General features: G+C 72.5%; 22 protein-coding genes. 11 read left to right on the forward strand and 11 right to left on the reverse strand.

The window, feature by feature from the left end:
- Positions 1-139 precede the first annotated feature (139 nt).
- Entirely contained in the window at positions 140-997 is an 858-nt protein-coding gene (locus AC0B9F_RS07230; protein WP_471999455.1) for a phosphatase PAP2 family protein, read from the forward strand.
- Entirely contained in the window at positions 994-1,992 is a 999-nt protein-coding gene (locus AC0B9F_RS07235; protein ID WP_471999457.1) for a DMT family protein, read from the forward strand. Before AC0B9F_RS07230 ends, AC0B9F_RS07235 begins: the two co-directional genes overlap by 4 nt.
- 18 nt (positions 1,993-2,010) lie before the next feature.
- Here the strand turns inward: AC0B9F_RS07235 and AC0B9F_RS07240 are convergent, their stop codons facing one another.
- Entirely contained in the window at positions 2,011-2,868 is an 858-nt protein-coding gene (locus AC0B9F_RS07240; RefSeq protein ID WP_471999459.1) for an LURP-one-related family protein, read from the reverse strand.
- Positions 2,869-2,967: 99 nt separating this feature from the next.
- A complete protein-coding gene (locus AC0B9F_RS07245) occupies positions 2,968-5,022 on the reverse strand; it encodes a phosphocholine-specific phospholipase C (protein ID WP_471999461.1) in 2,055 nt (684 codons plus the stop codon).
- Positions 5,023-5,191: 169 nt separating this feature from the next.
- On the opposite strand from AC0B9F_RS07245, the gene AC0B9F_RS07250 reads away from it, so the two are divergent.
- Positions 5,192-6,478 carry an MFS transporter gene (locus AC0B9F_RS07250; RefSeq protein WP_471999462.1) on the forward strand — a complete coding sequence of 429 codons (1,287 nt, stop codon included), beginning with the start codon at positions 5,192-5,194 and terminating at the stop codon, positions 6,476-6,478.
- A gap of 10 nt (positions 6,479-6,488) precedes the next feature.
- Here AC0B9F_RS07250 and AC0B9F_RS07255 read toward each other — a convergent pair whose 3' ends face one another.
- From AC0B9F_RS07255 to AC0B9F_RS07270, 4 genes are read right to left on the reverse strand one after another with little or no spacing between them, the layout of a single operon-like run.
- Positions 6,489-7,304 carry an ABC transporter permease gene (locus tag AC0B9F_RS07255; protein WP_471999464.1) on the reverse strand — a complete coding sequence of 272 codons (816 nt, stop codon included), beginning with the start codon at positions 7,302-7,304 and terminating at the stop codon, positions 6,489-6,491.
- Positions 7,305-7,320: 16 nt separating this feature from the next.
- A complete protein-coding gene (locus AC0B9F_RS07260; RefSeq protein ID WP_471999466.1) occupies positions 7,321-8,214 on the reverse strand; it encodes an ABC transporter permease in 894 nt (297 codons plus the stop codon).
- Positions 8,215-8,218: 4 nt separating this feature from the next.
- Entirely contained in the window at positions 8,219-9,412 is a 1,194-nt protein-coding gene (locus AC0B9F_RS07265) for an ABC transporter substrate-binding protein (RefSeq protein WP_471999468.1), read from the reverse strand.
- Between the two features lie 17 nt (positions 9,413-9,429).
- A complete protein-coding gene (locus AC0B9F_RS07270) occupies positions 9,430-10,500 on the reverse strand; it encodes an ABC transporter ATP-binding protein (RefSeq protein ID WP_472000864.1) in 1,071 nt (356 codons plus the stop codon).
- A gap of 130 nt (positions 10,501-10,630) precedes the next feature.
- On the opposite strand from AC0B9F_RS07270, the gene AC0B9F_RS07275 reads away from it, so the two are divergent.
- Together AC0B9F_RS07275 and AC0B9F_RS07280 are read left to right on the forward strand one after the other, a co-directional pair.
- Positions 10,631-11,377: a FadR/GntR family transcriptional regulator gene (locus tag AC0B9F_RS07275; RefSeq protein WP_471999471.1), complete on the forward strand. Its 747-nt coding sequence runs from the start codon at positions 10,631-10,633 to the stop codon at positions 11,375-11,377.
- Positions 11,378-11,409: 32 nt separating this feature from the next.
- Positions 11,410-12,192 carry a cache domain-containing protein gene (locus AC0B9F_RS07280; RefSeq protein WP_471999475.1) on the forward strand — a complete coding sequence of 261 codons (783 nt, stop codon included), beginning with the start codon at positions 11,410-11,412 and terminating at the stop codon, positions 12,190-12,192.
- Between the two features lie 263 nt (positions 12,193-12,455).
- Here AC0B9F_RS07280 and AC0B9F_RS07285 read toward each other — a convergent pair whose 3' ends face one another.
- The gene (locus AC0B9F_RS07285) at positions 12,456-13,124 is read right to left on the reverse strand and encodes an MmyB family transcriptional regulator (RefSeq protein WP_471999477.1); all 669 of its coding nucleotides are present in this window, start codon (positions 13,122-13,124) and stop codon (positions 12,456-12,458) included.
- A gap of 239 nt (positions 13,125-13,363) precedes the next feature.
- Between AC0B9F_RS07285 and AC0B9F_RS07290 the strand changes: the two genes are divergently transcribed.
- The 3 genes from AC0B9F_RS07290 to AC0B9F_RS07300 all read left to right on the forward strand — a co-directional run bounded on the left by AC0B9F_RS07290 (position 13,364) and on the right by AC0B9F_RS07300 (position 14,919).
- The gene (locus tag AC0B9F_RS07290; protein WP_472000866.1) at positions 13,364-14,020 is read left to right on the forward strand and encodes a helix-turn-helix domain-containing protein; all 657 of its coding nucleotides are present in this window, start codon (positions 13,364-13,366) and stop codon (positions 14,018-14,020) included.
- 32 nt (positions 14,021-14,052) lie between these two features.
- Entirely contained in the window at positions 14,053-14,583 is a 531-nt protein-coding gene (locus AC0B9F_RS07295) for a toxin-antitoxin system, toxin component (RefSeq protein ID WP_472000868.1), read from the forward strand.
- 105 nt (positions 14,584-14,688) lie between these two features.
- Positions 14,689-14,919: a hypothetical protein gene (locus AC0B9F_RS07300; RefSeq protein WP_471999478.1), complete on the forward strand. Its 231-nt coding sequence runs from the start codon at positions 14,689-14,691 to the stop codon at positions 14,917-14,919.
- A gap of 116 nt (positions 14,920-15,035) precedes the next feature.
- Here AC0B9F_RS07300 and AC0B9F_RS07305 read toward each other — a convergent pair whose 3' ends face one another.
- Entirely contained in the window at positions 15,036-15,716 is a 681-nt protein-coding gene (locus AC0B9F_RS07305; protein WP_471999480.1) for a 4'-phosphopantetheinyl transferase family protein, read from the reverse strand.
- Positions 15,713-16,573, reverse strand: coding sequence for a metallophosphoesterase family protein (locus AC0B9F_RS07310; protein ID WP_471999483.1), 861 nt, complete (start codon positions 16,571-16,573; stop codon positions 15,713-15,715). Before AC0B9F_RS07310 ends, AC0B9F_RS07305 begins: the two co-directional genes overlap by 4 nt.
- 283 nt (positions 16,574-16,856) lie before the next feature.
- Between AC0B9F_RS07310 and AC0B9F_RS07315 the strand changes: the two genes are divergently transcribed.
- Together AC0B9F_RS07315 and AC0B9F_RS07320 are read left to right on the forward strand one after the other, a co-directional pair.
- On the forward strand, positions 16,857-17,939 hold the full coding sequence (locus AC0B9F_RS07315; protein WP_471999485.1) for an ATP-grasp domain-containing protein: 1,083 nt from the start codon (positions 16,857-16,859) through the stop codon (positions 17,937-17,939).
- A gap of 197 nt (positions 17,940-18,136) precedes the next feature.
- Positions 18,137-19,831, forward strand: a complete 1,695-nt coding sequence (locus AC0B9F_RS07320) for a carbohydrate binding domain-containing protein (RefSeq protein WP_471999487.1) — start codon at positions 18,137-18,139, stop codon at positions 19,829-19,831.
- A gap of 243 nt (positions 19,832-20,074) precedes the next feature.
- On the opposite strand, the gene AC0B9F_RS07325 is transcribed toward AC0B9F_RS07320, so the two are convergent.
- Positions 20,075-21,412 (reverse strand): 6-phospho-beta-glucosidase, encoded by a 1,338-nt coding sequence (locus AC0B9F_RS07325; protein ID WP_471999489.1) that lies wholly within the window; start codon positions 21,410-21,412, stop codon positions 20,075-20,077.
- Between the two features lie 141 nt (positions 21,413-21,553).
- Positions 21,554-22,732, reverse strand: a complete 1,179-nt coding sequence (locus AC0B9F_RS07330) for a Cmx/CmrA family chloramphenicol efflux MFS transporter (protein WP_471999490.1) — start codon at positions 22,730-22,732, stop codon at positions 21,554-21,556.
- A 449-nt stretch (positions 22,733-23,181) separates the two neighbouring features.
- On the opposite strand from AC0B9F_RS07330, the gene AC0B9F_RS07335 reads away from it, so the two are divergent.
- Complete coding sequence (locus tag AC0B9F_RS07335) at positions 23,182-24,579, forward strand: glycoside hydrolase family 16 protein (RefSeq protein WP_471999492.1); 1,398 nt, start codon at positions 23,182-23,184, stop codon at positions 24,577-24,579.
- Positions 24,580-24,676: the final 97 nt, after the last annotated feature.

Consider the following 24,676-nt stretch of genomic DNA (forward strand, 5'->3'; position numbering starts at 1 on the left):
GGGGCGCTGACTTCCAGTGTGTCGCACCTCAATCGATACGCCAGTGTACCGGTACTCCAACGTATCGGTACACTGGCGTATCGGTACGCAGTCGTATCGATGAGAACCACCGCACCACCGTCAGTGAAGGGGCCGGGGGATGAACGCCCGCACCGAGCCTGAAGAAGCAGAGCCGGAAGAAGCCGAGCCCGGGCAGGCAGAGCCGGGTGACATAGCCGCGCGTACGGCACGGCCGCCGCTCCTGCGCGAGCTGCTGCTCGTCGCCGGGCTCTTCCTCGTCTACAAGTTCGGCCGGCAGCTGGCCACCGGCCACACCGGTGAGGCCTTCCGCGACGCCCATCACGTGTGGGACCTGGAGCGGACCCTCCATCTGCCGGGCGAGGGCGCGGTGCAGTCGCTGCTGCTGCACGGCGACACGCTGATCCACGTCGCGAACACCTACTACGCGAGCGTGCACTTCCCCGTCACGGCCGCCTTCCTGATCTGGCTGTACCTGCGCCGCCCGGCCCACTACGTGTGGGCCCGCCGGGTCCTGGCCGTGCTCACCGCCGCCGCGCTGGTGCTGCATCTCACGTTCCCGCTGGCCCCGCCACGGATGCTCGCCGCCACCGGACTGATCGACACCGCGCGGGTCTACGGCCCCTCCGTGTACGGGCCGCCACAGAGCGACCACCTGTCGAACCAGTTCGCGGCGATGCCGTCGCTGCACTTCGGCTGGGCCCTGATGGTGGCGATCGGCCTGATCGCCGCGACGCGCTCACGGTGGCGCTGGCTGTGGCTGCTGCACCCCGCGCTGACCCTGCTCGTCATCGTCGGCACCGCCAACCACTACTGGCTGGACGCGATCGTCGCCACGGCCCTGCTCGGCGCCGCCCTCGCGGTGATCCACCTGCCGCACCGCACGGCGACGACCGCCGGACGGGGGCGCGAGCAACTGCCGCCCGCCGAGCAACTGCTGCCCGCCGAAGAGCGCGAACTCGTGGGGGTGTCCCGATGAACGCCGCCCTGCTGGCCGTCGTGCTCTCGCTGTTCTCCGCCGTCGCCTACGCCACCGCGGCCGTCGCCCAGGAGCGGCTGGCGTCCCGGGCGTCCGGCGCCGGGCTGCTGCACATGCTGGGCAGCGGCGCCTGGTGGTGGTCGGTCGGACTGAACGCCGGCGCGGCGCTGCTGCACGTCGTCGCTCTGAAGTACGGCCCGCTCACCGTCGTACAGCCGCTCGGGGCACTGACCCTGGTGGCGGCGGTGCCGCTGGGGGCGCGGCTGGCGGGGCGGCGGGTCAGCGCGATCGAGTGGCGGGGCACCGGCTTCACGCTGCTCGGGCTCGGGGCGATCCTCGTCACCGCGTCGGGTCCCGCGCCGGCGGACGTGCTGAGCGTGCCGGAGGCGCTGGCGGTCGCGGGTGCGACGGCGGCGCTGATCGGAGCGCTGTCCAGGCCGGGCGCCCGGCCCGGTCTGCGGCACGCGACGGCGTCCGGGCTGGCCTCGGGTGTCGCCTCCGCGCTCACCCAGACGGTCACGGTGGCCGCGACGGACCACTCGGGGCCGCTGCTCAGCGTGCAGGTGATCGGCGTGGCGGTGCTGGTCGCGGCGTTCGCGACGGGCGGGCTGCTGCTGTCGCAGACGGCCTACCGGGGCGGCCTCGGCGCTCCGCTGGCGGTGGTGACGCTGGCGAACCCGGTGGCCGCCGCGGTGATCGGGCTGGCCCTGCTGGGCGAGCGGCTGCAGGGCGGGGTGCTCGGCATCCTGCTCGCGGTCGCGGGCGCGGGATGCGCGTCGTGGGGTGTGCTGCTGCTGTCCCGGGCGACCCCGCAACCGGCCGAGACGCCCGCGCAGGGACCGGCAAGGGCACCGGCACCCGCACACGCACACGCACCCGCACCCGCACCCGCACCCGCACACGATGAGCACCCGGTGGCCGCAGTCCTCGCCCTCGACCCGAACGCGGCGGTGCCCCGGCCGACGAGCGAACCGGGGCAGCTGAGCGTGCTGTGAGGCAGTGACGTCCGCGCCTCAGCCGAGGCCGCGGGAGTCCTGCTTCAGCGCCGTGTCGACGGTCAGGGCCGTCGCGACGACGAGGCTGAGCAGCGGGTCCGGCAGCTGGTAGTGGATCTGCAGGACGTAGTTGTCCGCGGTCGTGAACATCGTCTTGGCGAGGCCTTCCCAGGTCTTCGTGATCCGGGCCACCTCGTTGTCCGCGTGGTCGACGATCGCGAAGTTCCACGCGCGCCAGTTCTCCGCCTTGATGGCGCCGACCTTCTGGCCGTTCACCATCATCGCGAAGTTGATCTTCCCGAAGACGTTCTGCTGGACGATCTCACCGACGGGCGTGCCGTCCGGGCGCTCGACGATCACCCGGGACTTGAAGATCTTGCCGGGGCGGGTCAGCAGCATCACCGGCTGGCCGTAGGCGTCGCGGATCTCCAGCTTGACCTTCATGAACTGGTCGATGCTGTAGAGGAACCGGACGATCTTGCGCAGGACGCTCTGACCGACCTGGACGACCGCGCCGAGTTCCCGGCCGTGCTGGTCCATGACCTTGTACTCGTTGGTCAGCTCGATCAGCTTGGCCTTCTGGTTCACCACCAGGACCGGCTCGGAGAAAAGGGTCCCGCCGCCGGCGCCGCCCCCGGCGACACCGGCCTGCTGCTGGACCTGGCGCTGGACGCGCGGGTCGGGACCGGCCTGCTGGGCCGGCACCTGCGGGGCGGCCTGGACCTGGACCTGGGGGTGGCCCTGGTCCTGGGGCCGGCCCTGCTGGTCGGCGTGGGTGTGCTCGGTCCACTGGGTACCGTCCCAGTACCGCAGCGTCTGCTGCGCCCCGTGCGGGTCGGGGTACCAACCTGCAGGTGTGTTCGAATGCGTGGTCACCGGGGCACACTATCGCGCACCGGCCGGAAAGCAACCGTCGTCCGCAGGCCCGCCGCCCCGGTGCTCAGGGGCGGCGGGCGTCCGTCCTCCGAGGGCCCGTCAGACGGTCGCGATGGCCGGGTCGCTGACCCCCGGCTGCCCGTTCTCGACATGTCCGGCGAACCGCCGCAGATAGGCCGCGTCGCCGTCGGCCGTCACGGTCAGGTCGTACCAGCGCCGGCTCGCCGTGAGGTCGACGAGCTGCTTCACGGTGGCGCCCGGGCGCACGCTCACCGACCGCTTGGCGCCACCGTAGCCGTCGGTCACCGTCAGACTTGCGGTGCCGGAGCCGGAGTTGGTGAAGGTCAGCTCCAGATTGTCCCCGCTGGGCCGGGCGGTGACCTCGGGACCGGTGACCTTGTTGCGGCCCTTGAAGGCGCGCAGGAAGCCGTTCGGGCCGTGCACGGTGAGGTCGTAGGAGCCGCTGGAGTACACCGAGTTCCAGGTGTCCGCAAGGGACTTGCCGGCCTCGGTGGTGTACGTCCAGGGGCCGTCGGTGCGGTTGCCGGAGGTGACGAGGAAGGCCGCGCCGGCGGCGGCTCCGGAGGCGAAGGTGAGGGTGAACTTCCCGGCCGCCGCGTCGACGGAGCCGTCCACGGCCGGGGCGTACTTCAGCGGGCGGGCCGGCCGCAGCCCGCGCTCCTGCTTGGGCAGCGCTCCGGTGGCGGGCGGGGTGGGCTTGTAGTCGGGGTGGCGCAGGCGGTCAGGCGGCTGGTAGCCGGCGGTGTCGGGCAGCGCGGTCGGCCGGGTGTCCGGGGCGGAGAAGTCGAAGGCGGAGGTCAGGTCGCCGCAGACGGCCCGCCGCCAGGGCGAGATGTTCGGCTCGCGCACGCCGAAGCGGTTCTCGATGAACCGGATGATGGAGGTGTGGTCCATCGTCTCGGAGCAGACGTAGCCGCCCTTGCTCCAGGGGGAGACCACCAGCATGGGCACGCGCTGGCCGAGCCCGTAGGGGCCCGCGACATGGCTCGCGTCGCCCTTGAAGACGTCGAGGGAGACGTCGACGGTCGACTTGCCCTGCGCGGCGGAGCCGGGCGGGAACGGCGGTATCAGGTGGTCGAAGAAGCCGTCGTTCTCGTCGTAGGTGATGAACAGCGCCGTCTTCGCCCACACCTCCGGGTTGGAGGTGAGCGCGTCCAGCACCTGGGCGACATACCAGGCGCCGTAGTTGGCCGGCCAGTTCGGGTGCTCGGTGAACGCCTCGGGGGCGGCGATCCAGGACACCTGGGGCAGCCTCCCGGCCGCCACGTCGGCCTTGAGCTGGTCGAAGTAGCCCTCACCCTTGCGGTAGTCGGTGCCGGTGCGGGCCTTGTCGTACAGCGGGTCGCCGGGGGCGGCGTTGCGGTACTGGTTGAAGTAGAGCAGCGAGTTGTCGCCGTAGTTGCCGCGGTAGGCGTCCGAGATCCAGCCCCAGCCGCCGTTCGCGTCGAGGCCGTCGCCGACGTCCTGGTAGATCTTCCAGGACACCCCGGCCTTCTCCAGGCGTTCGGGGTACGTCGTCCAGCCGTACCCCTTCTCGTCGTTGCCGAGCACGGGACCGCCGCCCGTGCCGTCGTTGCCGACGTAGCCGCTCCACATGTAGTAGCGGTTGGGGTCGGTGGAGCCGATGAAGGAGCAGTGGTACGCGTCGCAGATGGTGAAGGCGTCGGCGAGCGCGTAGTGGAAGGGGATGTCGCCGCGGTTCAGGTACGCCATCGTGGTGGAGCCCTTGGACGGCACCCACTTGTCGTACTTGCCCCCGTCGAAGGCGGCGTGCCCGTCGTTCCAGCCGTGCGGGAGGTCCTGGAGGAACGCCATGCCCAGGTCGTCGGCGTCCGGGTGGAACGGGAGGATGTCCTTGGTGCCGTCGGACTGGTACCAGACGGACTTGGCGCCGGGCCGGGTGGTGACCGGACGGGGGTCGCCGAAGCCGCGGACGCCTCTGAGGGTGCCGAAGTAGTGGTCGAAGGAGCGGTTCTCCTGCATGAGGACGACGATGTGCTCGACGTCCTCCACGGACGCCGTGCGGTGGTTCGCCGGGAGGGCGGCGGCCCGCTGAATGCTGGAGGACAGCGCGGTGAACGCCGTGGTGGCGCCCGCTAGTTGGAGGAAGCGACGCCGGTTCACTTCGGACATGGGGGGACAGACCTCTCGCCTGGCGGCGGCAACTCGCCGCTGAATGACGGAACGTGCGCGGAGCGAGTGTTCCAAGAGCATCAAACGTCAGGGAAGGGTCTGGTGGCACTCATGTGAACTCCTCACCACGTCAGGTGTGCGGAACCGGCCACACGGGGAAGTCGCGATCATGACAGGGACACAGACGACGGCACCGACCAGGACAAAACGCCCCGTACGGCAGCTTCTTGCAGCATCAGTGGGCAATGCCGTCGAGTGGTACGACTGGTACGCCTACACGTTTCTGGCGACCTACATCGCGCAGGCGGTCTTCCCCAAGGGCACGGGGAACTCCCTGGTGCCGCTGCTGTCGACGTTCGCCGTGTTCGCCGTCGGCTTCTTCATGCGCCCCGTGGGCGGCCTGGTCATGGGCGCGATCGCCGACCGGCGCGGACGCCGGGCCGCGCTGACGGTCACCATCCTGCTGATGGGCGGCAGCAGCCTGCTGGTCGGCCTCACCCCGGCCTACGCCTCGTCCGGCCTCCTGGCGCCGGTGGTGCTGGTCGCGGCCCGGCTGCTGCAGGGACTGTCGGTGGGCGGTGAGTTCGCCGCCTCGACCACCTTCCTGGTGGAGTCCGCCGGGCCCGGCCGGCGCGGCCTGTTCTCCAGCTTCCAGTACGTCTCCACCACCGCGGGGCAGCTCGTCGCCTCCGGGATCGCGACGCTGCTCGTGGACACGCTCGCCGAGTCCTCGATGGACGGCTGGGGGTGGCGCGTGCCGTTCTGGCTCGGCGGCCTGTTCAGCCTGGTCGGGTTCTGGATCCGGCGCGGCGCCGAGGAGACCCGCAGCACCGAGCAGCAGCGCGCGCCGCGGCCCGGTCTGTTCGAGGCGCTGCGCCGCCATCCGCGCGAGTCGCTGCGCATCGCCGGCATCACCGCGGGCGGCACCCTCGCCTACTACACCTGGACGTCGTACCTGCCCACCTACGCCGAACTCGACGCGGGCGTCACGAAGTCGGACGCGCTGCTCGCCGGGACGATCTCGCTGGCGTTCTTCGCGCTGCTCCAGCCGCTCGGCGGGCTGCTCTCCGACCGGCTGGGCCGCCGCCCCCTGCTGCTGTTCTTCGGGCTGGGCTTCGCGCTGCTGTGCGTGCCGCTGCTGCACGCGCTGCGCGACTCCTTCACCGTCCTGCTGCTGGTGCAGTGCGCGGGCATGGTCCTGCTGACCGGCTTCACCTCCATCAGCGCCGCCGTCAACGCCGAGGTGTTCCCGCCCCGGGTGCGCGCGGCCGGCATCGGCTTCCCCTACTCCCTCACGGTCGCCCTCTTCGGCGGTACCGCGCCGTACGTCGGCACGCTGTTCAAGCAATGGGGGCAGGCGGGCCTGTTCCCCTGGTACGTCGCGGTGCTGTGCCTGGTGTCCTCGCTGGTGTACCTGCGGCTGCCGGAGACCGCCCACCGCGAACTCGCCCGCTGACGCCGGACGGTCACACCCGGCTGCCGGTCGCCGTGTCGGCGGAGAGCCGCTGGGCGAGGTAGATGGGAAGGACGGAGAGCAGGACCAGGACCGCCGCGACCACGTTCACCACCGGGGCCTGCTGCGGGCGGGTCATGTTCTCGAAGATCCACAGCGGCAGCGTCTGCACGCCGGGCCCGGCGGTGAACGTGGTCACCACGATCTCGTCGAAGGACAGCGCGAACGCCAGCAGTCCGCCCGCCAGCAGCGCGGTGCGCACCAGCGGGAAGGTGACGTCGGCGAGGGCGCGGAAGGTGTGCGCGCCGAGGTCGGCGGCGGCCTCCTCGTACGACCGGGAGGTGCGGCGCAGGCGCGCCACCACGTTGTTGAACACCACGACGATGCAGAAGGTGGCGTGCCCGACGATCACGGTGAACAGGCCGAGGCCCACGCCGAGCGGTTCGAGCACCGTGGAGAAGGCCGAGTTGAGCGCGATGCCGGTGACGATGCCGGGCAGCGCGATCGGCAGGACGACGACGAAGGACAGCGCGTCACGGCCGAAGAAGCGGTACCGGGCGACGGCGAAGGCGATCAGCGTGCCCAGCACCAGGGCGATCGCGGTCGCCCCGAGGCCGGCCTTCACCGACACCCACAGCGCCGCGCGGGCCCCGGAGTTCGCCCAGGCGAGCGACCACCAGTGCAGGGTCAGCCCGGGCGGCGGCCAGCTCGCGCTGCGGTCCGGGTTCAGGGAGTTGACCAGGACCAGCAGCAGCGGGACGTAGATCACCGCGAAGCCGAGCCCGGCGGCGACACGCAGCGCGATGCGCGCGGGACGGGACAGTCGCACGAGTCGGACACCTCCTCTACAGGCTGCTGAGCGCACCCGTGCGGCGCATGGCCAGCAGGTACAGCACGATGACGACGACGGGAACCGTGCCGAGGGCCGCGGCCATGGGCAGGTTGAGTTCGATGTTGGAGTACACGAGGTTGCCGATCAGCTGGGTCTTCCCGCCGACGATCTGCACGGTGATGTAGTCGCCGAGGCTGAGCGAGAAGGTGAAGACGGACCCGGCGGCCACGCCCGGCAGCACCATCGGCAGGATCACGGACCGGAAGGTCCGCCAGGGCCGGGCCCCGAGGTCGGCGGAGGCGTCCAGCAGGGCGCCGGGCAGCTGCTCCAGCGCGGTGTGGACCGGCAGGATCATGTACGGCAGCCACAGATACGTCAGGGTCAGCACCGTCGCCGGCAGCCCGAACCCCGGGCCGGCCAGGCCGAAGGGCCGCAGCATCCAGTCGGCGAGGCCGCCCTCGGACAGGATCAGCCGCCAGGCGTACACCTTGACGAGGTAGCTCGCCCACAGCGGGGTGAGGATCGCGACCACCAGCAGCGGCCGCCACTTCGGCCGGGCGACGCGGGCGGTGTAGAAGGCGAGCGGGAACGCGATCACCGCGCAGGCCGCGGTGACGGCGAGGGCGACGCCGATGCTGCGCACGATCACCTGGCGGAAGACCGGGGTGGTGAGCAGTTCGCGGAAGTTGTCGGTCGAGAAGACCTTGACGACCTGGGAGGTGAAGGAGTCCGTCGTCCAGAACGCGGAGACGAACAGCACGGTGAGCGAGCCGAGGTAGAGCACGGCCAGCCACAGCAGCGGGGCGGTCAGCAGCAGGGACAGCCGCAGGCGGGGGCGCCGGTGCAGCGTCCCGGCGAGCCGCCGGACGGTGTCGCGTCCGGCGGCCTCGGAGGTGACGGCGGTCATGGCGTCAGCCCTTGATCTCGGTCCAGGCCTGGACCCACTTGGCGTACGGCACGCAACGGACGTCCGTGCGGCCGTCCAGGCACTGCTCGATGGGGGTGTTCCAGAAGGCGATGTTCTTCCAGTAGCCCTCGTCGGCGGCGTGGTACACCGTGCAGAAGTTCTTGTCGCTGGTCAGGGCGCACGCCTTGGAGTTGGCCGGGGCCTCGCCGAAGTACTCGGCGACCTGGGCGTTGACCTTGGGCGAGACGATCCAGTCGAGCCACTTGTAGGCGCAGGTGGGGTGCTTGGCCTTGGCCGAGACCATCCAGGTGTCGGACCAGCCGGTGGAGCCCTCCTTGGGCACGAACGCCTTGACCTTGGCGCCCTCGTCGGCGGTGAGGTTGGCGATCACCTGCCAGGTGGTGCCGACGACGGAGTCGCCGCTCTTGAAGGCGGAGACCTCCTTGAGGTAGTCGCTCCAGTACTCGCCCACGTTGGCGTTCTGCTTCTTCAGCAGGTCCACAGCCGCGTCGAACTGCTTCTGGTCCAGCGCGTAGGGGTTGGTGATCTTCAGGTCCGGCTTGGTGGCCTTGAGATAGAGCGCCGCGTCGGCGATGTAGATGGGCGAGTCGTACGCGGTGACGTGGCCCTTGTACGTGGCCGCGTCGTCGAAGACGGCCGCCCAGGAGGTCGGGGCGGGGCTGACCTTCTGGGTGTTGTACATCAGCAGGTTGGCGCCGCGGCCGTGCGGGATGCCGTACATCGTGCCGTCGACGGAGTTCCAGGCGCCGTTCTTCAGGCCGCTGAAGATGTCCTTGTAGTTGGGGACGAGGGCGGTGTTGACGGGGGCGGCGTCGCCGGAGGCGATCAGGCGCAGCGAGGCGTCGCCGGAGGCGGAGACGGCGTCGTACTGGCCGGTCTTCATCAGCTTGACCATCTCGTCCGAGCTGGCCGCGACCTTGGAGTGGACCTGGCAGCCGGTCTGCTTCTCGAAGTCGCCGACCCAGTTCACCTTGGGGTCGTTGGAGCCGTCCTCGACATAGCCGGCCCAGGCGATCAGGTTGACCTGGCCCTCCGGTGCGCCGAGCTTGGCGGGGGCCTTGAGGTCGGGCGGGTTGAGGCCGCCCGCGCCGGCCTTGGTGCCGGAGGAGCCGCAGGCGGTGGCGGTGAGCAGCAGCACGGCGGCGGCCGCGGCCTTCCATGCGGGGGTGAAGCGCACGACGTACTCCTGGAAGGTCAGTTGGGGACGTGGACGGCGTGGCGGCGGTGCCACTGGAGGCGGACCCGGGTGCCGCGGTAGGCGGCGACGTCCTCGGAGGAGGTCTCGAGGTTCTGCTGGAGGGCGGTGAGCCGGCCGCCGGTGTCGAGGTCGACGAGGAAGCGGGTGGCGTCGCCCAGGTAGACGACCTCGGCGACGGTGCCGGTCGCGGAGGAGTGCTCCGGCTCGTCGGCGCCGTCGGCCTCCTTGAGGACACGGATCTTCTCGGGGCGGATGCTGTAGGTGCCCGGGGCGCCGACGATGCGGTGCGCCGACTCGCCGTCCAGCAGGTTGGAGGTGCCGACGAAGGAGGCGACGAACGGGGTCGCGGGGCGTTCGTAGATCTCGGCGGGGGTGCCGACCTGTTCGATGCGGCCCTGGTGGAAGACGGCGATGCGGTCGCTCATCGTCAGGGCCTCCTCCTGGTCGTGGGTGACGAAGACGAAGGTGATGCCGACCTCGCGCTGGATCGCCTTGAGCTCGACCTGCATCTGCTCGCGCAGGCGCAGGTCGAGGGCGCCGAGCGGCTCGTCGAGCAGCAGCACCCGGGGGCGGCCGACGAGGGCGCGGGCGAGGGCGACGCGCTGGCGCTGGCCGCCGGAGAGCTGGGCGGGGCGGCGCTTGCCGTAGCCGTCCAGGCGGACCTCGGTCAGGGCCTTGCGGGCGCGGACCAGGCGTTCGGCCTTGGGGACCTTGCGGATCTTCAAGGGGTAGGCGACGTTCTGCTCGACCGTCATGTGCGGGAAGAGGGCGTAGTCCTGGAAGACGGTGTGCACATCGCGTTCGAAGGGCGCGCGGCGCGTCACCTCCTGCCCGGCGAGTTCGATCCGGCCCGCGGTGGGGGTCTCGAACCCGGCGATCATGCGCAGGACCGTGGTCTTGCCCGAGCCGGACGGGCCGAGCATGGAGAAGAACTCCCCGTCGCGGATCTCCAGGTCGACCCCGGCCACGGCGGTCGTGTCGCCGAACGACTTCCGCAGCTCCTGCAGCCGGACGGCCGTCCCTGCGGCGGGCTCCCCGGGAGTCCCGCCGGCCTTCCCCTCAAACATCCCCTCCATGGGCGGGAACCTTTCTGGCGCCTTCGAGCGTTGACCGTTGGAGCGAAAACATATGAAGTCATAGTTCAAAGCTCAAGGCCCCCTTAGGGTAAAGCTTGAGTCAACGCACAAGGTGGTGGCCGTGAAACAGCAACAGAGCACGGGCGGCGCCCGCTCGGCCGTCTTCGCGCCGGTCGACAGCCGGGCCCGGGTGGAGACGGTGGTCCGCCGGCTCGGCGACGCCATCGAGCTCGGCCTGCTCGCCGACGGCGAGCAGCTGCCCGGCGAGAGCGAGCTGGCCGGGCAGCTCGGCGTGTCCACGGTGACCCTGCGGGAGGCGCTGATGGCGCTGCGCCAGCAGGGTCTGGTCACCACCCGGCGCGGCCGGGGCGGCGGCAGCTTCGTCTCCCTGCCGGGCGTGCCCGCCGAGGAGCGCCTGCGGGCCCGGCTGCGGGGCTGGAGCACCGAGGAACTGCGCGACCTCGGCGACCACTGGGCGGCGCTGTCGGGCGCGGCGGCCCGGCTGGCGACGCAGCGCACCGAACCGGAGGACCTGACGCAGCTGCGGCGCACGGTGGAGGAGTTCACCGCCGCCGAGGACGCGGCCGCCCGCGCCCGGATGTACGGCCGCTTCCATGTGGAGCTGGCCGCCGCCGCGCAGTCCGCCCGGCTGACCCGCGAACAGGTCGCGCTGCAGACGGAGATCGGGGCGCTGCTGTGCCTGGTCCTCGGTGACGACGCGGGCGTAAGTCGTGAAGAAGTCGCGGACCGTCACCGCGCCGTGATCTCGGCGGTGCAAGATGGGGCCCACGACTCGGCCGGAGCGCTGGCCGAGCGGTGCGTACGGGAGTCGACGGCACGGCTGATCGCCGTACGGCTCGCCCTGTAGGCCTGTCACGGCCCCGGCTGCTGGAGGGCGCCATGAGCTCGAGCCCCGGCCTCGTCGCCACCGCTCCGCCGGCGCCGGAACCCGGCGCCGCCCGGCGGGTGGCCCACCGGGTGGGCGGCGCCCTGGAGGCGGTGTTCACGGCGGTCGCCGCGACCGCCGACGACACGGCGGCCCTGCTGAGCACGGTGGCCGCGGCCGGCCGCCGGCCGACCAGCGCGGACCTCGCCGCACTGCGGTCCGCTCTCCATCTACGGCTGCGGCGGCAGGAGTTGGTCTCGGGCGTCGGCTTCGTCGCGGCGCCGGGGCTGCTGGCGGACGTGCCCGGGTGGCTGGAGTGGTGGCAGTGCGGGCCCGAGGGGGACGTACGGCCGCTGCTGCCGGACCTGGACCCGGAGCAGTCGGCGTACTCGGACTACACGCACTGGGACTGGTTCGCGCTGCCCCGCGACACCGGGCGCCGGGCGGTGGCCGGACCGTATGTCGACTACCTCTGCTCGGACGAGTACAGCCTGACGCTGTCCGCGCCGGTGACGGTCGGGGGCCGCTTCGTCGGCGTGGCCGCGGCGGACGTCTACCTGCGCCACTTCGAGGCCGCGGTGCTGCCTTCGCTGCGTGCCCTGCGGGCGCCGGCCCGCCTGGTCAACGCGCGCGGCAGGGTGGCCGCCTCCGCCGACCCCGCCCATCTGGCCGGTTCCCTCACCAAGGGCCCGGACTTCGCGGGGGCGCTGGAACACGGCCGTGAGGTCACGCTGCCGGGCCTGCGGCTGCTGCCGTGCGGTGAGGTACCCCTGCTGCTGGCGCTGGCACAACGCTGACCCCGAGCAGGGCGATGCATGCCGAGCGGTGCCGGGCGGAGCCGAGCCGAGCGGTGCCGAGCGGAGCCGGGCGGAGCCAAGGCGGTACCGGGCCGGCGTCAGCGGGGCGTGATGCCCGGCGGGGACACCGGCTCGACAGGACACCGGCGCGGGCGGGCGGCACGAATCCGGGCGGGGACCACACGCTGACCGCCGGACCGCCCCGGCGTCCCCTCCCCCGGTCGCCGGGCGCCGTCGGCGACCTGAACGCCGGCGGTGTCCGGTCAGGCGCCGGGGGTGGGGACCACCGTGAGGTGGGCCGCCGAGCGGACCCGGCGGCGGCCGCGAGGGGGCGGAGCCGTGCGGCGGGGCTCGCGCAGCACCAGGGTCAGCCGGGTGCAGTCCATCTCCCGCAGCACCGGCGTGGTCTCGTCGATCAGCCGGCACTCGGTGGCGCCCCGGCGCGGATCGGGGTGCAGCAGGGGCCGCACCGCCCCGTCCTGCCGCAGGCCCGCTTCACCCACGGCGCGCATCCAGTGCGGCAGCCCCTGCCGGAACGCGGCCTCCATGATCGGGTCCTGGGCGATGTCCTGGCGCACGGCCTGCAGCACCGGATCGTGCGCGTGCCGCTCCAGCGCGCTGCGGAACTGGGCCAGCATCGGCAGGCACCAGCTCGTCTCGTGGTCGCCGAGGACGGTACCCGCGTCCGGGTGGAAGAGCACGAAACGCAGGAAGTTGTCGCCGGGCATCGCCGTCGGATGCGGGGCGACCGCCCGGAAAAGTGACTGATAAGCGGTGTTGGCCAGCACGACGTCCCAGCGGTGGTCCACCACCAGGGACGGCAGCGGCAGCGCAGCCATCAGCGTGGCGCAGTCCTGGAGATAGGCGTGCGTCTCGGGAGAGTCGGGGACGGGCCGCGGCGCCGGCCGCTGCCCACCTGCCTGATATGCCATCGGGAGGTCACCCCTTATGACTCTGCGGCCCTTCACGCGGCGCCTCGATCCTGGTGCCCGGACACTTGCCGTGTCAACTATCGTGGCATTCCGCGCTCGTTGACGGCTGAAATTGGCCACAGTTGTGGCGAGACCTGGATGGAAGTTCGAACCAGCGGATAATCTCCGGGCAGTTCACGACTGCCGGTGCGGAACGACACGCCTGTGAGAGGGCCGTGAGAGACGTGGGAGACCTGTCGGTGACGGATGGCTTCGAGGTTCCGGACGCCACTCCGTCCGCTGTGCTGTCCGCCGTCGTCACCCGGGTCGGCGCACTCGCCGACCGGCTCGGCGTGCCGCACTCCGAGGTGTTCGACACCGCCCGCCTGTCCGTGGCCTGCGGTGTCCCCGAGTCCGTGGTCAAGACCCTGCTCAGCGGTTTCCCGGCGGGCGAGCCGGATGTGCAGGCGCGGTTCCTGCAACGCCTGGACCTGCTGCGCCGCACCCGGCTCAAGCCCAACGGCCGCCGCTACACCCAGCAGGAGATCGCCGACGGCGCCGGCATGTCGCGGCAGCAGGCGGGCGCGCTCATCAACGGCGACCGGCGCCCCACGATGGAGCACTGTGACGCCCTGCAGCGCTTCTTCCGGGTGCACGCGGGCTTTCTGACCGCGGAGGACCCCGAGGCGCTCGCGGGTGCGCTGCAGCGCACCGAGCAGGACCTGCTGCAGCGGCTCGCCGACCGGGAGCGGGCGGCGGCCGCGGCCGCGGAGGACCCGCTGGAGCGGCTGCTGCAGGACCACGGGGTACGCGGGATCGCCTGGCGGGCCGCGCAGCTGCCCACCGACCAGCACCGCGACAAGGTCGCCGAATGGCTGGACATGCTTCTGGAGAGCGTCAAACGGCCCGAGTCGTGAACCGGGGGAGGACCGTGGGCATCGCCAGGGACATGCGCCGCCTGTGCGGCGCGCTGGTGACCGAACTCGACCTGCCGGCACCGGCCCCGCCGGTCGAGCTGTACACCGCGCTGTGCGCGGCGATGGGCCGGCGCCGGGGCCGCCCCGTGCGGCTGCGCACGGCCGCGTTCCCGCCCGGGACGGCCAGCGGGCTGTGGCTCGACATGGCCGACCAGGACCTCGTCGTGCTGGAGGAACGCACCGCGCCCGACCACCAGTTGGTGATCCTCGGGCACGAGCTGTGGCACATGCAGGCCGGGCACAGCGGTCACACCGTCGACGGCGTTCCGGTCGCCGCCCGGCTGCTGGGCGACGGCGCCGGCCTTCAGGCGACGGTCCGTTCGATGGCCGCGCGCACCCGGTTCGACGAGGCCGAGGAGCAGGAGGCGGAGGCCTTCGGCCTGCTGCTGGCCAGCCGGTGCCGCACCTGGCTGGCGGGTTCGGCACTGCGCGCCCCGGTGCAGCGGGACCGCCTGGCGGGCCGCATCGAGGCGTCCCTCGGCTACCTGGGCCCGCAGGCCTAGGGAACGTCCCGGCGTGGCGCCCGGGTGGTACCGGAGCGCGGCTGGGCCCGATTGTCAGTGGGGGACGGCAAGCTGGGTCCCATCACGCCGACACGGGGAGGGCCGATGCCGACCACCGTACTGACCGACCGCGAGCGCACCGCCGTTCAGGCCTATCTGCGGCTGCTGCACACCGTCCGGGCCGTCCACGACGACGGGGCGGGCCCCTACGGGGTGCCCGGCGCGCCGCCGGTCCCGCCCGCGGTCCTGGCCGAGGCGGAACGGGCGCTCGCCGAGGCGGGCCTGGCGGGCAACGAGGAGGCGTTCTTCCACCTGCTGCGCGGCTGGTACCCCTGACCGGGCCGGCGGACGGCACAGCGGTCAGCGGGGTGCCCACAACGCGACACCCGCACCCCCGAACTGCCGGCGGGCCGTCCCCGCGCGCTGCCGCGTCCCTCCGGCGCGGCGCGGCCTCACGCGTGCGGCACCGTGACGGCCGTGGCGAGCAGGCCGCGGCCGGCCGTCCAGCGGCCCTCGAAGTGCCGTACGACCCGTCCGCCCACTGACGGGCCGGGGACGAGGAGTTCGGCGCGCAGGGTGCCGTGCCGGCCGCCGCCGGGGTCGGGCCGGAGGTCGATGTCCGCCTCCGTGAAGTCCAGCCACCGGCCGGTCAGCGGGAACCACGCCTTGTAGACGGACTCCTTGGCGCTGAACAGCAGCCGGTCCGCGTGCAGCCCGGGCAGCGCGACGGCCAGCTCCGCCAGGCGCCGCCGCTCCGCAGGCAGCGACACCGTGGGCAGCACCCCGTCGGGCAGCGGTCCGTGCGGCTCGGCGTCGATGCCGAGCGAGGCCAGGTCGGCGGCGGCGACCAGCGCGGCGGCGGCATAGCCGTCGCAGTGGGTCATGCTGCCGGTCACCCCATGGGGCCAGCGCGGCGCGCCGCGCTCCCCGGGCAGCAGCGGCTGCGGCTCCACACCGAGCTTGTCCATCGCGCGCCGGGCGCACGCCCGTACGGCGGCGAACTCGCGGCGCCGCTTGGGCACCGCCTGAGCGACGACGGCCGCCTCCTCGGGGTGCAGCAGTGCCTCGTCGGCGGCGTCGAGGTCGTAGGTCTCGACGACGACGACGCAGGACGGCAGCAGTTCCTCGATCACGGCCGGCCCACCTCCGCCGGGAGGACACGGCGCAGTCGTCCCGGTGGCTGGGGGCGCTTGCGCCACTCGCGCGGGTAGCCCACGGAGACCTCCTCGAAGCGGACGCCGTCCTGGTGGGTGGTGCGTGGGATGTGCAGGTGGCCGTAGACCATCGCGGCGACGTCGAAGCGGCGGTGCCAGTCGGCGGTGAGCGTGGTGCCGCACCACATGGCGAACTCGGGGTACCAGAGCACCTCGGTCGGGTGACGGTGCAGCGGGTAGTGGTTGACGAGCACCACGGGCAGCCCGTCGGGCAGCTCGGCCAGCCGCCGCTCGGTCTGCGCCACCCGGGCCCGGCACCAGTCCTCGCGGGTCGGGTAGGGGTCGGGGTGCAGCAGGTGTTCGTCGCTGCAGACGACCCCGGTCCCGTGCGCGTAGGCCAGGCCCTCCTCCTTGGTGGCGCAGCCGGCCGGCAGGAAGGAGTAGTCGTACAGCAGGAACAGCGGGGCGACGGCCACCGGTCCGCCGGGGCCCTCCCACACGGCGTAGGGGTCCTCCGGGGTGAGGACGCCGAGGTCGCGGCAGACGTCGACGAGGTGCTCGTAGCGGGCGACGCCGCGCAGCGCGACCGGGTCGCTCGGATGGGTCCACAGCTCGTGGTTGCCCGGCGCCCACACCACCTGGCGGAAGCGGCTCGCGAGGGTCTTCAAGGCCCAGCGGACGTCGGCCACGGCCTCCGAGACGTCACCGGCCACCAGGAGCCAGTCGTCGTCGGTCTCCGGGCGCATCTCCTCCACCAGCGCCCGGTTCTCCGGGTAGCCGATGTGCAGGTCGCTGATGGCGAGCAGCCGGCCTCCGGCCGGGGCCCTCGATGTCACGTGCCTTCCCCCTCCGTCACACGAACCCCACCACCAGAACACATCCGCAGGCGGCGGACAAGAGCGGCCCCGGACAGGTGCGCGCCGGGCGCCGGGCGGCGGCCGGACCTGCCCGGACAGCCGTAACACACGCGTTGCACGCGGGGCCCCGGGAAAGCCGTATGATCCCCCCGACACCACCGCCGAGGCTCCCCTGAACGCAGGGCGGTTCGGTGTCCCTCCCTCTCTCCTGCCCGGGCACGGGCCACCGAGCCCTGCCCGCTTGCCCTGAAAGGCGGCCTGCATGGTCTCTCGCGTACGCGTCTGGCTCAACCGCACGTACGCGGAGAACGTGTTCTTCATGGATCAGCTGCGGCGAAATCCCGACGACCGGGCCGTGGAGATCCACGCCACCCACGGCGACCCCGACTCCCCGGTGCTGGCCGCGGCGGACACCGCCGAGCTGGAGCCGGACCTGTCGTCGGCGGCGTACGTCGAGTACGCCCTGGACCAGTGCCGGCGGCGTGGCATCGACGTGTTCGTGCCCCGGCTGCACCAGGCGGCGATCGCGGCGCAGCGCGCGGAGTTCGCCGCGGTGGGCACGGCGCTGCTCGCGCCGACGCCGGAGGCCGTCGCCGTCTTCGAGGACAAGGTGGTCGCCTACGAGGCCGTGCAGGCGATCGGGGTGCCGGTGCCGCCGTGGTGGCGGGTGCGGACGGCGGACGAGTTCGTCGCCGCGGTCGAGGAGTTGGAGGGGGCCGGGCACCAGGCGTGCTTCAAGCCGGCGTCCGGGGCGGGCGGGGTGGGCTTCCGGGTGGTGAGCCGCGCGCCCTTCTCGCTGGTCCAGCTCAGCGGCTTCCCGAGCCCGTATGTGAACCTCGACCTGGTCGTGGACGCGCTGCGGCGGGCCGGGGAGCCGGTGGACTGGCTGGTGATGCCGCGGCTGGAGCAGCCGGAGGTGTCGGTGGACTGCCTCACCGGTCCCGACAACCGGATCCGGTTCGCCGTCGGCCGTACCAAGAACGGCCGCCGGCGGGGCTTCACACGGCACGAGCAGTGGCTGGAGCCGGCGCGGCGCATCGCGGAGGGCTTCGGGCTGCACCACCTGTCCAATGTGCAGTTCCGTATGTTCGGCGACCGGCCGGTGCTGATGGATGTCAACACGCGCCCCGCGGGCGGGCTGCACCAGCTGTCACTGTGCGGGGTGAACGTGCCGTGGGCGGCGGTGAAGCTGGCGCTGGGCGACGACCCGGGGCTGATCGAGCCGCCGTTCCTGGGGCCGGACTACACGGTGGTGGCAGGGCCGCGGGCGCTGCGGTCGGTCACGCTGCCGGCGCAGCGGGTCGACTCCGTCGACGTGCGGGCGGGCGAGGCACTGCCTTTGTAGCCCCGGCCCCGGGCCGCCGCCGGTCCCGCACGTTGCGGCGCCCCCGCTGTCGCCGCATGCCCCTCGCCTCCCCCACCGGTATGGACCAATTCTGTTCAGAGCCTTGACGGGCAGATTGGTCCATACCAAATTGGTGCGCGCACCACCCCCGCACATCCGTGCACTCCCGAACACCCCCATTCCTTCAGGGAGATCGCGTGCGCTCCACACCCCCCGGACGCCCCGTGCGTCGCCTCCTCGCCCTGCTCGGCTCCGGCGCCCTCGCGCTGGCCGGCGCCATCGCCCTGCCCGGTACCGCGCAGGCGGCCAACATCCTCGGCAACCCCGGCTTCGAGTCCGGCGCCCTCTCCCCCTGGTCCTGCACCGGCAACCTCGGCTCGGTCGTCTCCTCCCCCGTGCACGGCGGCGGCAAGGCCCTCACCGGCGCGGTGACGTCCGGCGACATCGCCAAGTGCAGCCAGACCGTCTCCGTACAGCCCAACACCACGTACACCCTCGACAGTTGGGTGCGCGGCTCCTACGTCTACCTGGGCGTCGACGGCGGCGCCTCGACGTGGACGTCGTCGCCGTCGGCGTACAGCCGGCTGTCGGTGTCCTTCACCACCGGCGCCTCCCAGACCAGCGCCACCGTCTACGTCCACGGCTGGTACGCGCAGGGCACCTACTACGCCGACGACTTCAGCCTCGACGGTCCGGGCGGCGGCACCGGCGGCTCGGACACCCAGGCGCCGACCGCGCCCTCGGGACTCACCTCCACCGGCAAGACGTCCTCCAGCGTGTCGCTGACGTGGAACGCCTCGACCGACAACGTCGGCGTCACGGGTTACGACGTCTACAGCGGCGCGAACAAGGTGGCGAGCGCGTCCGGCACCAGCGCCACGGTCAGCGGCCTGTCGGCGAGCACGAGTTACACCTTCACGGTGAAGGCGCGTGACGCGGCCGGGAACGTCTCCGGCGCCTCCAACGCCGTCACGGTCACCACGGCCGCCGGCACCGGCGGAGGCGGAGGCGGCTTCAAGCAGGCCGCGCCGTACCTGTACGAGGGCTGGGGCGACCCGCCGAGCCCGACCACGGTGATGAGCGCGACGGGCGTGAAGTGGTTCACGATGGCGTTCGTGCTGGACTCGGGTGGCTGCACCCCCTCCTGGGACGGGCAGCGGGCGCTGACCGGAGGGCCCGACCAGTCCGCCATCAACGCGATCCGCTCCGCCGGCGGTGACATCGTCCCCTCGTTCGGCGGCTGGCAGGGCAGCAAGCTCGGCGCCAACTGCTCCTCCGCGAGCGCCCTCGCCGGGGCGATCCAGAAGGTCATCGACGCCTACGGCCTGAAGGCGATCGACATGGACATCGAGAACACCGACGAGTTCGAGAACGAGGCCGTCCAGGCGAAGATCCTCACCGCGCTGAAGACGGTCAAGGCGAACAACCCCGGTCTGCGGACCATCGTGACCTTCGGAACGTCGACCACCGGTCCCACGTACTACGGCAACCGGCTCATCGAGCAGGCCAAGTCGCTGGGCGCCGACATCGACGTCTTCACCATCATGCCGTTCGACTTCGGCGGCGGCTCCGACATGTACGGCAACACGGTGAACGCGGCCGAGGGCCTGAAGGCCAAGCTGAAGTCCACCTTCGGGTGGGACGACGCCACCGCTTACTCCCACATCGGCATCTCCGGCATGAACGGGCTGTCCGACCAGCAGGAGAGCACCACGCCGCAGATCTGGACCCAGATCCGCGACTGGGCGAACTCCCACCACATCGCCCGGCTCGCCTTCTGGTCCGTCAACCGCGACCGGCCCTGCCCGGGCGGCGGCGTGGCGGAGAACTGCTCCGGCATCAGCCAGACGAACTGGCAGTTCACGTCCATCACGGCCGGCTTCACCGGCTGATCCCACCGCTCCCGTCCCCTCGTTCCCCCCGGCCTGCGGCGCCGGGGGGAACTTTTTTTCCTCAGGGGTGTATCAGACGGCGGCCCCGGTGCTCTCCATACCGGGGAACGGGGGAAGCACCACAGGATCCCGGACGGGGGAAACCCGGGATCCCGACGGGGGAAGCACGGGGGATCGGGCCGGCCGGCCGCTGCACACGGGGGAGCGGCCGGCCGGGCCCGCAGCCGGTGCCGGGCCGCCGGGTCAGGTCAGATACGCCAGCCCCGGGTGGACGGCCCGGTAGCCGTCGAGGAGGCGTCGGGCCACGGTCACCGAGTCGACCAGCGGGTGCAGCGCGAACGCCTTCACCGCGGTCGTACGGGATCCGGACGCGGCCGCGGCGAGCACCTCCCGTTCGACGGCCTTGACCGCGCACACCAGCCCGGTGGCATGGCCGGGCAGCGGGTCGACCGTCACCGGGTGGGCGCCGTTCGCGTCGACCAGGCAGGGCACCTCGATCACCGCGTCGGCGTCCAGCGCGGCCAGGGTGGAGCGGTTGCGGACGTTGAGGATCAGCGTGGTGCGCTCGTCGCGGGCGATGGCCCTCATCAGCGCCAGCGCCACCTTCTCGTAGCCGCCGGACAGGTCGTCGGCGTCGCGCTCGCCCGCGCCGGCCGCTTCCCGGTTCTCCGCCATGTACGTCGCCTCGCGCTCGGCGCGGGTGCGGTTCCAGGCGGCGAGGGCGGGGGTGGCCGGGTCGCGCACCTCGTCGTAGAAGCGGGCCTGCTGGTCGTGCAGGAAGGCGCCGCGGGTGCGCTCGGCCTGCTGGTAGGCGGCGACGGTCTCGCGGTTGAAGTAGTAGTAGTGCAGGTACTCGTTGGGGATCGCGCCCAGCGAGCGCAGCCACTGCGCGCCGAACAGCTTGCCCTCCTCGAAGGAGGTGAGCAGCGCGTCGTCGCCGAGCAGCCGGGGAAGTTCGTCGCGCCCGGCCACGCGCAGGCCGCGCACCCAGCCGAGGTGGTTGAGGCCGACGTAGTCGATCCACGCCCGCGCCGGGTCCGCGCCGAGCACCCGGGCGATACGCCGGCCGAGGCCGACCGGCGAGTCGCAGATGCCGATGACCCGGTCCCCGAGATGGCGGGACATGGCCTCGGTGACCAGCCCGGCCGGGTTGGTGAAGTTGATGACCCAGGCGTCAGGCGCCACAGCGGCCACGCGGCGGGCGATGCCGTCGGCGACCGGCACCGTGCGCAGCCCGTAGGCGATGCCGCCCGCGCCGACCGTCTCCTGGCCGAGGACGCCCTCGGCCAGCGCGACCCGTTCGTCGTCGGCGCGGCCCGCGAGGCCGCCGACGCGGATCGCGGAGAAGACGAAGTCGGCGCCGCGCAACGCCTCGTCGAGGTCGGTTGTCGTCGTCACGCGGGGTGCGCCGGGGACGGCCGCCGCCTGCTCGGCCAGCACCCGGGCCACGGCAGCAAGCCGGCCGGCGTCCACGTCGTGCAGGACCACCTCGGTGACCCGGCCCTCGGCGCGGTCCGTGAGCAGCGCCCCGTACACCAGCGGCACCCGGAATCCGCCGCCGCCCAGAATCGTCAGCCTCATACCGCTCCCACCTCGTCCACCACGCCGGAACCCTACCCGGCCGTACCGGCCGGCCGGGGTTCACCGTCCGCGGTGCGTGCGGCGGGTCGGCGGGGCGCGCATCCTGCCGCGGCGAGGTTTCCCAGGCAGCGTTCGCATGCGTCACGGATGCGCGTCGGCGCTCCGGCTCGCCGCGATCGTCGAGCGCAGGGGGAACGCGATCAGCAGTGCGGCAGCGACCAGCAGCGCGCTCGCCCACAGCGGCCCGAGGTCGCCGAGTCCGGTGCCGAGGGTGGTCGCGGCGACGAGCGGCCCGACGGCGGCGCCGACGTTGAGCGCGGCGGTCGCGTAGGAGCCGGCCAGGGTGGGGGCTCCCGCCGCCTCGTAGAGGACCCGCGTGATCAGCGTGCTGCCCACCGCGAACGACAGGGCGCCCTGCACGAAGACGAGGGCGAGCAGCGCGACCGGCCTGCCGGCGAGCACGGCCAGGGCCGGCCAGCCGATGAGCAGCAGCGGGCCGCAGACCGCGAGGACCAGACCGGGGCGCCGGTCGGACAGCCGTCCGGCGCCGGTGACGCCGGCGAAGGAGCCCGCCCCGAAGAGTACGAGAGCCACGGAGATCCACAGCTCGTCCAGCCCGGCGGTGCCGGTCACGAGGGGGGCGAGGAAGGTGAGGCTCGCGAAGGTCGCCGCGTTCACCAGCGCCCCGAGCAGCATGACCAGGAGCAGCCGCGGGCCGGCGAGTTGGGCGAGCTCCTTCCGCAGGGCCGGCCCGCCGGTCCGGTCCGCCTCCGCACGGCGCGCCGGGATGCCGGTGAGGATGCCGATGGCGGCGGGCAGACAGAGCGCGGCGACCGCCCAGAACGTGGCCCGCCAGCCGAGAAGTGTGCCGAGTACCGATCCCGCGGGGACGCCGGCGACCGTGGCCACCGTGGTGCCGGAGAGCAGTACGGCGAGCGCGCGTCCCTTCCTGTCGGGCGGGACCAGCGCGGCGCCGGTGGTCACGGCCACGGCGAGGAAACCGGCGTTCGCCACCGCCGCGACCAACCGGGTCGCGAACAGGACCGGGAAGCCGGAGGTGGCGGCGCCCACGGCGTGGGCCGCCAGGAACACGAGGACGAACCCGAGCAGACTCGACCGCGCGGGCCATGCGCGGGCGAGGACCGCCATGAGCGGGGCCCCCGTGATCATGCCGATCGCGAAGGCCGTGGTGAGGGTGGCGGCTGTCCCGACGGTGACATGGAGGTCGGAGGCGATGTCCGGCAGGAGGCCGGCGAGCATGAACTCCGAGGTGCCCATGGCGAAGACCGCCATGGCGAGCAGATACAGCGGAAGAGGCATCGAGTGGCTCCGGGGCGAGGAGAAGCAGGAGAACGTCATCCCGTCACCGCGGCCGGCCCCGCGGGCACGCTCGCCGGGCCGCGGTGCGCGGCGCGACGGCAGAGGTGCGAACTCAGTGGTGCAGGGGGCTGACGGCGTGACCGAAAGCCCCCACCCTGTCCGACTCAGGACTCGACATGGTCCGCACGCTACCGGTGCGACGCCCGCCGGGGCACCTCGGCTTCCCGGGCACGGCCGGCGTCGGCGCGGTCGTGGGGCGCGCGCCCGCGCCGGGACAGGGCACCCGGGGCCTTCATCCCGTTCGCCGTATTCGCGAGTCGAACTCCCGGCCGCGCCAAGGACTTTGTTGCATTCAACCTCTTGACGGCCGCAGTGGCGGAGAGCACATTGGCCGCACCTGAGAGCGCTCTCAAAACGGCATCCGCTTCCGACTCCGAGAGGCACCCCCCATGACCGAATCCCCCGGCGCCCGCAGACCCCGCCCACTGCGGCGGGCCCTTCTCGCCGCGCTCGGCACCCTCGGCCTGGCCGCCGCCGCGGCGGGCATCGCCGTCCCGTCCGCGGACGCCGCCGCCCCGGCCCCGCCGTCCGGCTGGAACCGCGTCTTCCTGGACGACTTCGACGGTCCCGCCGGCTCCGGCGTCAACACCGCCAACTGGCAGTACGACACCGGCACCTCCTACCCCGGCGGCGCCGCCAACTGGGGCACCGGCGAGGTCGAGACGATGACCAGCAGCACGAGCAACGTCTCGCTCGACGGCGGCGGCAATCTGCGCATCACCCCGCAGCGGGACGCCTCCGGCCGCTGGACGTCCGGCCGCATCGAGACCGCGCGCACCGACTTCCAGCCGCCGGCCGGCGGCAAGCTGCGCGTCGAGAGCCGTATCCAGATGCCGAACGTCACCGGCACCGCCGCCGAGGGCTACTGGCCCGCCTTCTGGGCCCTGGGCGCGCCCTACCGGGGCAACTACCAGAACTGGCCCGGCGTCGGCGAGCTGGACATCATGGAGAACGTGCAGGGCCTGAACAAGACGTGGGCCACCATGCACTGCGGCACCAGCCCCGGCGGCCCGTGCAACGAGACCACCGGCATCGGCAACTCCATCGCCTGCCCGAACACCACCTGCCAGTCCGGCTTCCACACGTACGCGATGGAGTGGGACCGTTCGGTGAGCCCGGAGGCGATCCGCTTCTCGGTCGACGGCGTCGTCTACCACACGGTGACGGCGAACCAGATGGACGCCACCACCTGGGCCAACGCCACGAACCACGGCTTCTTCGTCATCCTCAATGTGGCCATGGGCGGCGGCTTCCCGGACGCGTTCGGCGGCGGACTGGACGGCGACACCCAGCCCGGCCATCCGATGGTCGTGGACTACGTCCAGGTGCTGACGTCCGGTGGCGGCGGCACCACCACTCCCCCGCCGTCCGGCAACCGCGACGCCTACAGCCCCGTACAGGCCGAGTCCTACGACAGCCAGTCCGGCACGATCACCGAGGCGACCTCCGACAGCGGCGGCGGGCAGAACATCGGCGCCGTGGCGAACGGTGACTGGGCCCTGTACAAGGGCGTCAACTTCGGTTCCACGGCGGCCCGGCAGTTCTACGCCCGGGTGGCCAGCGGCGCCGCGTCCGGCGTGAGCGGCCTGGTCGAGGTGCGCCTGGACAGCCGGAGCAACGCCCCGGTCGGCAGCTTCGCCCTGGCCAACACGGGCGGCTGGCAGTCCTGGCGGACGGTGCCGGCGAACATCAGCGGCGTCACGGGCGTCCACGACGTCTATCTGACCTTCACCAGCGGCCAGCCGGCCGACTTCGTCAACGTGAACTGGTTCGACTTCGGGCACTGACCGGCCCGAACTGCCCGGCCGGACGGCGGCGTCCGGCCGCGGCACGGGACCGTGAGGCCCGTACCCCCCGCCACGAGACATGAAGGGGCAGGCGTGG

The organism is Streptomyces sp. NPDC097129, from assembly GCF_055668065.1.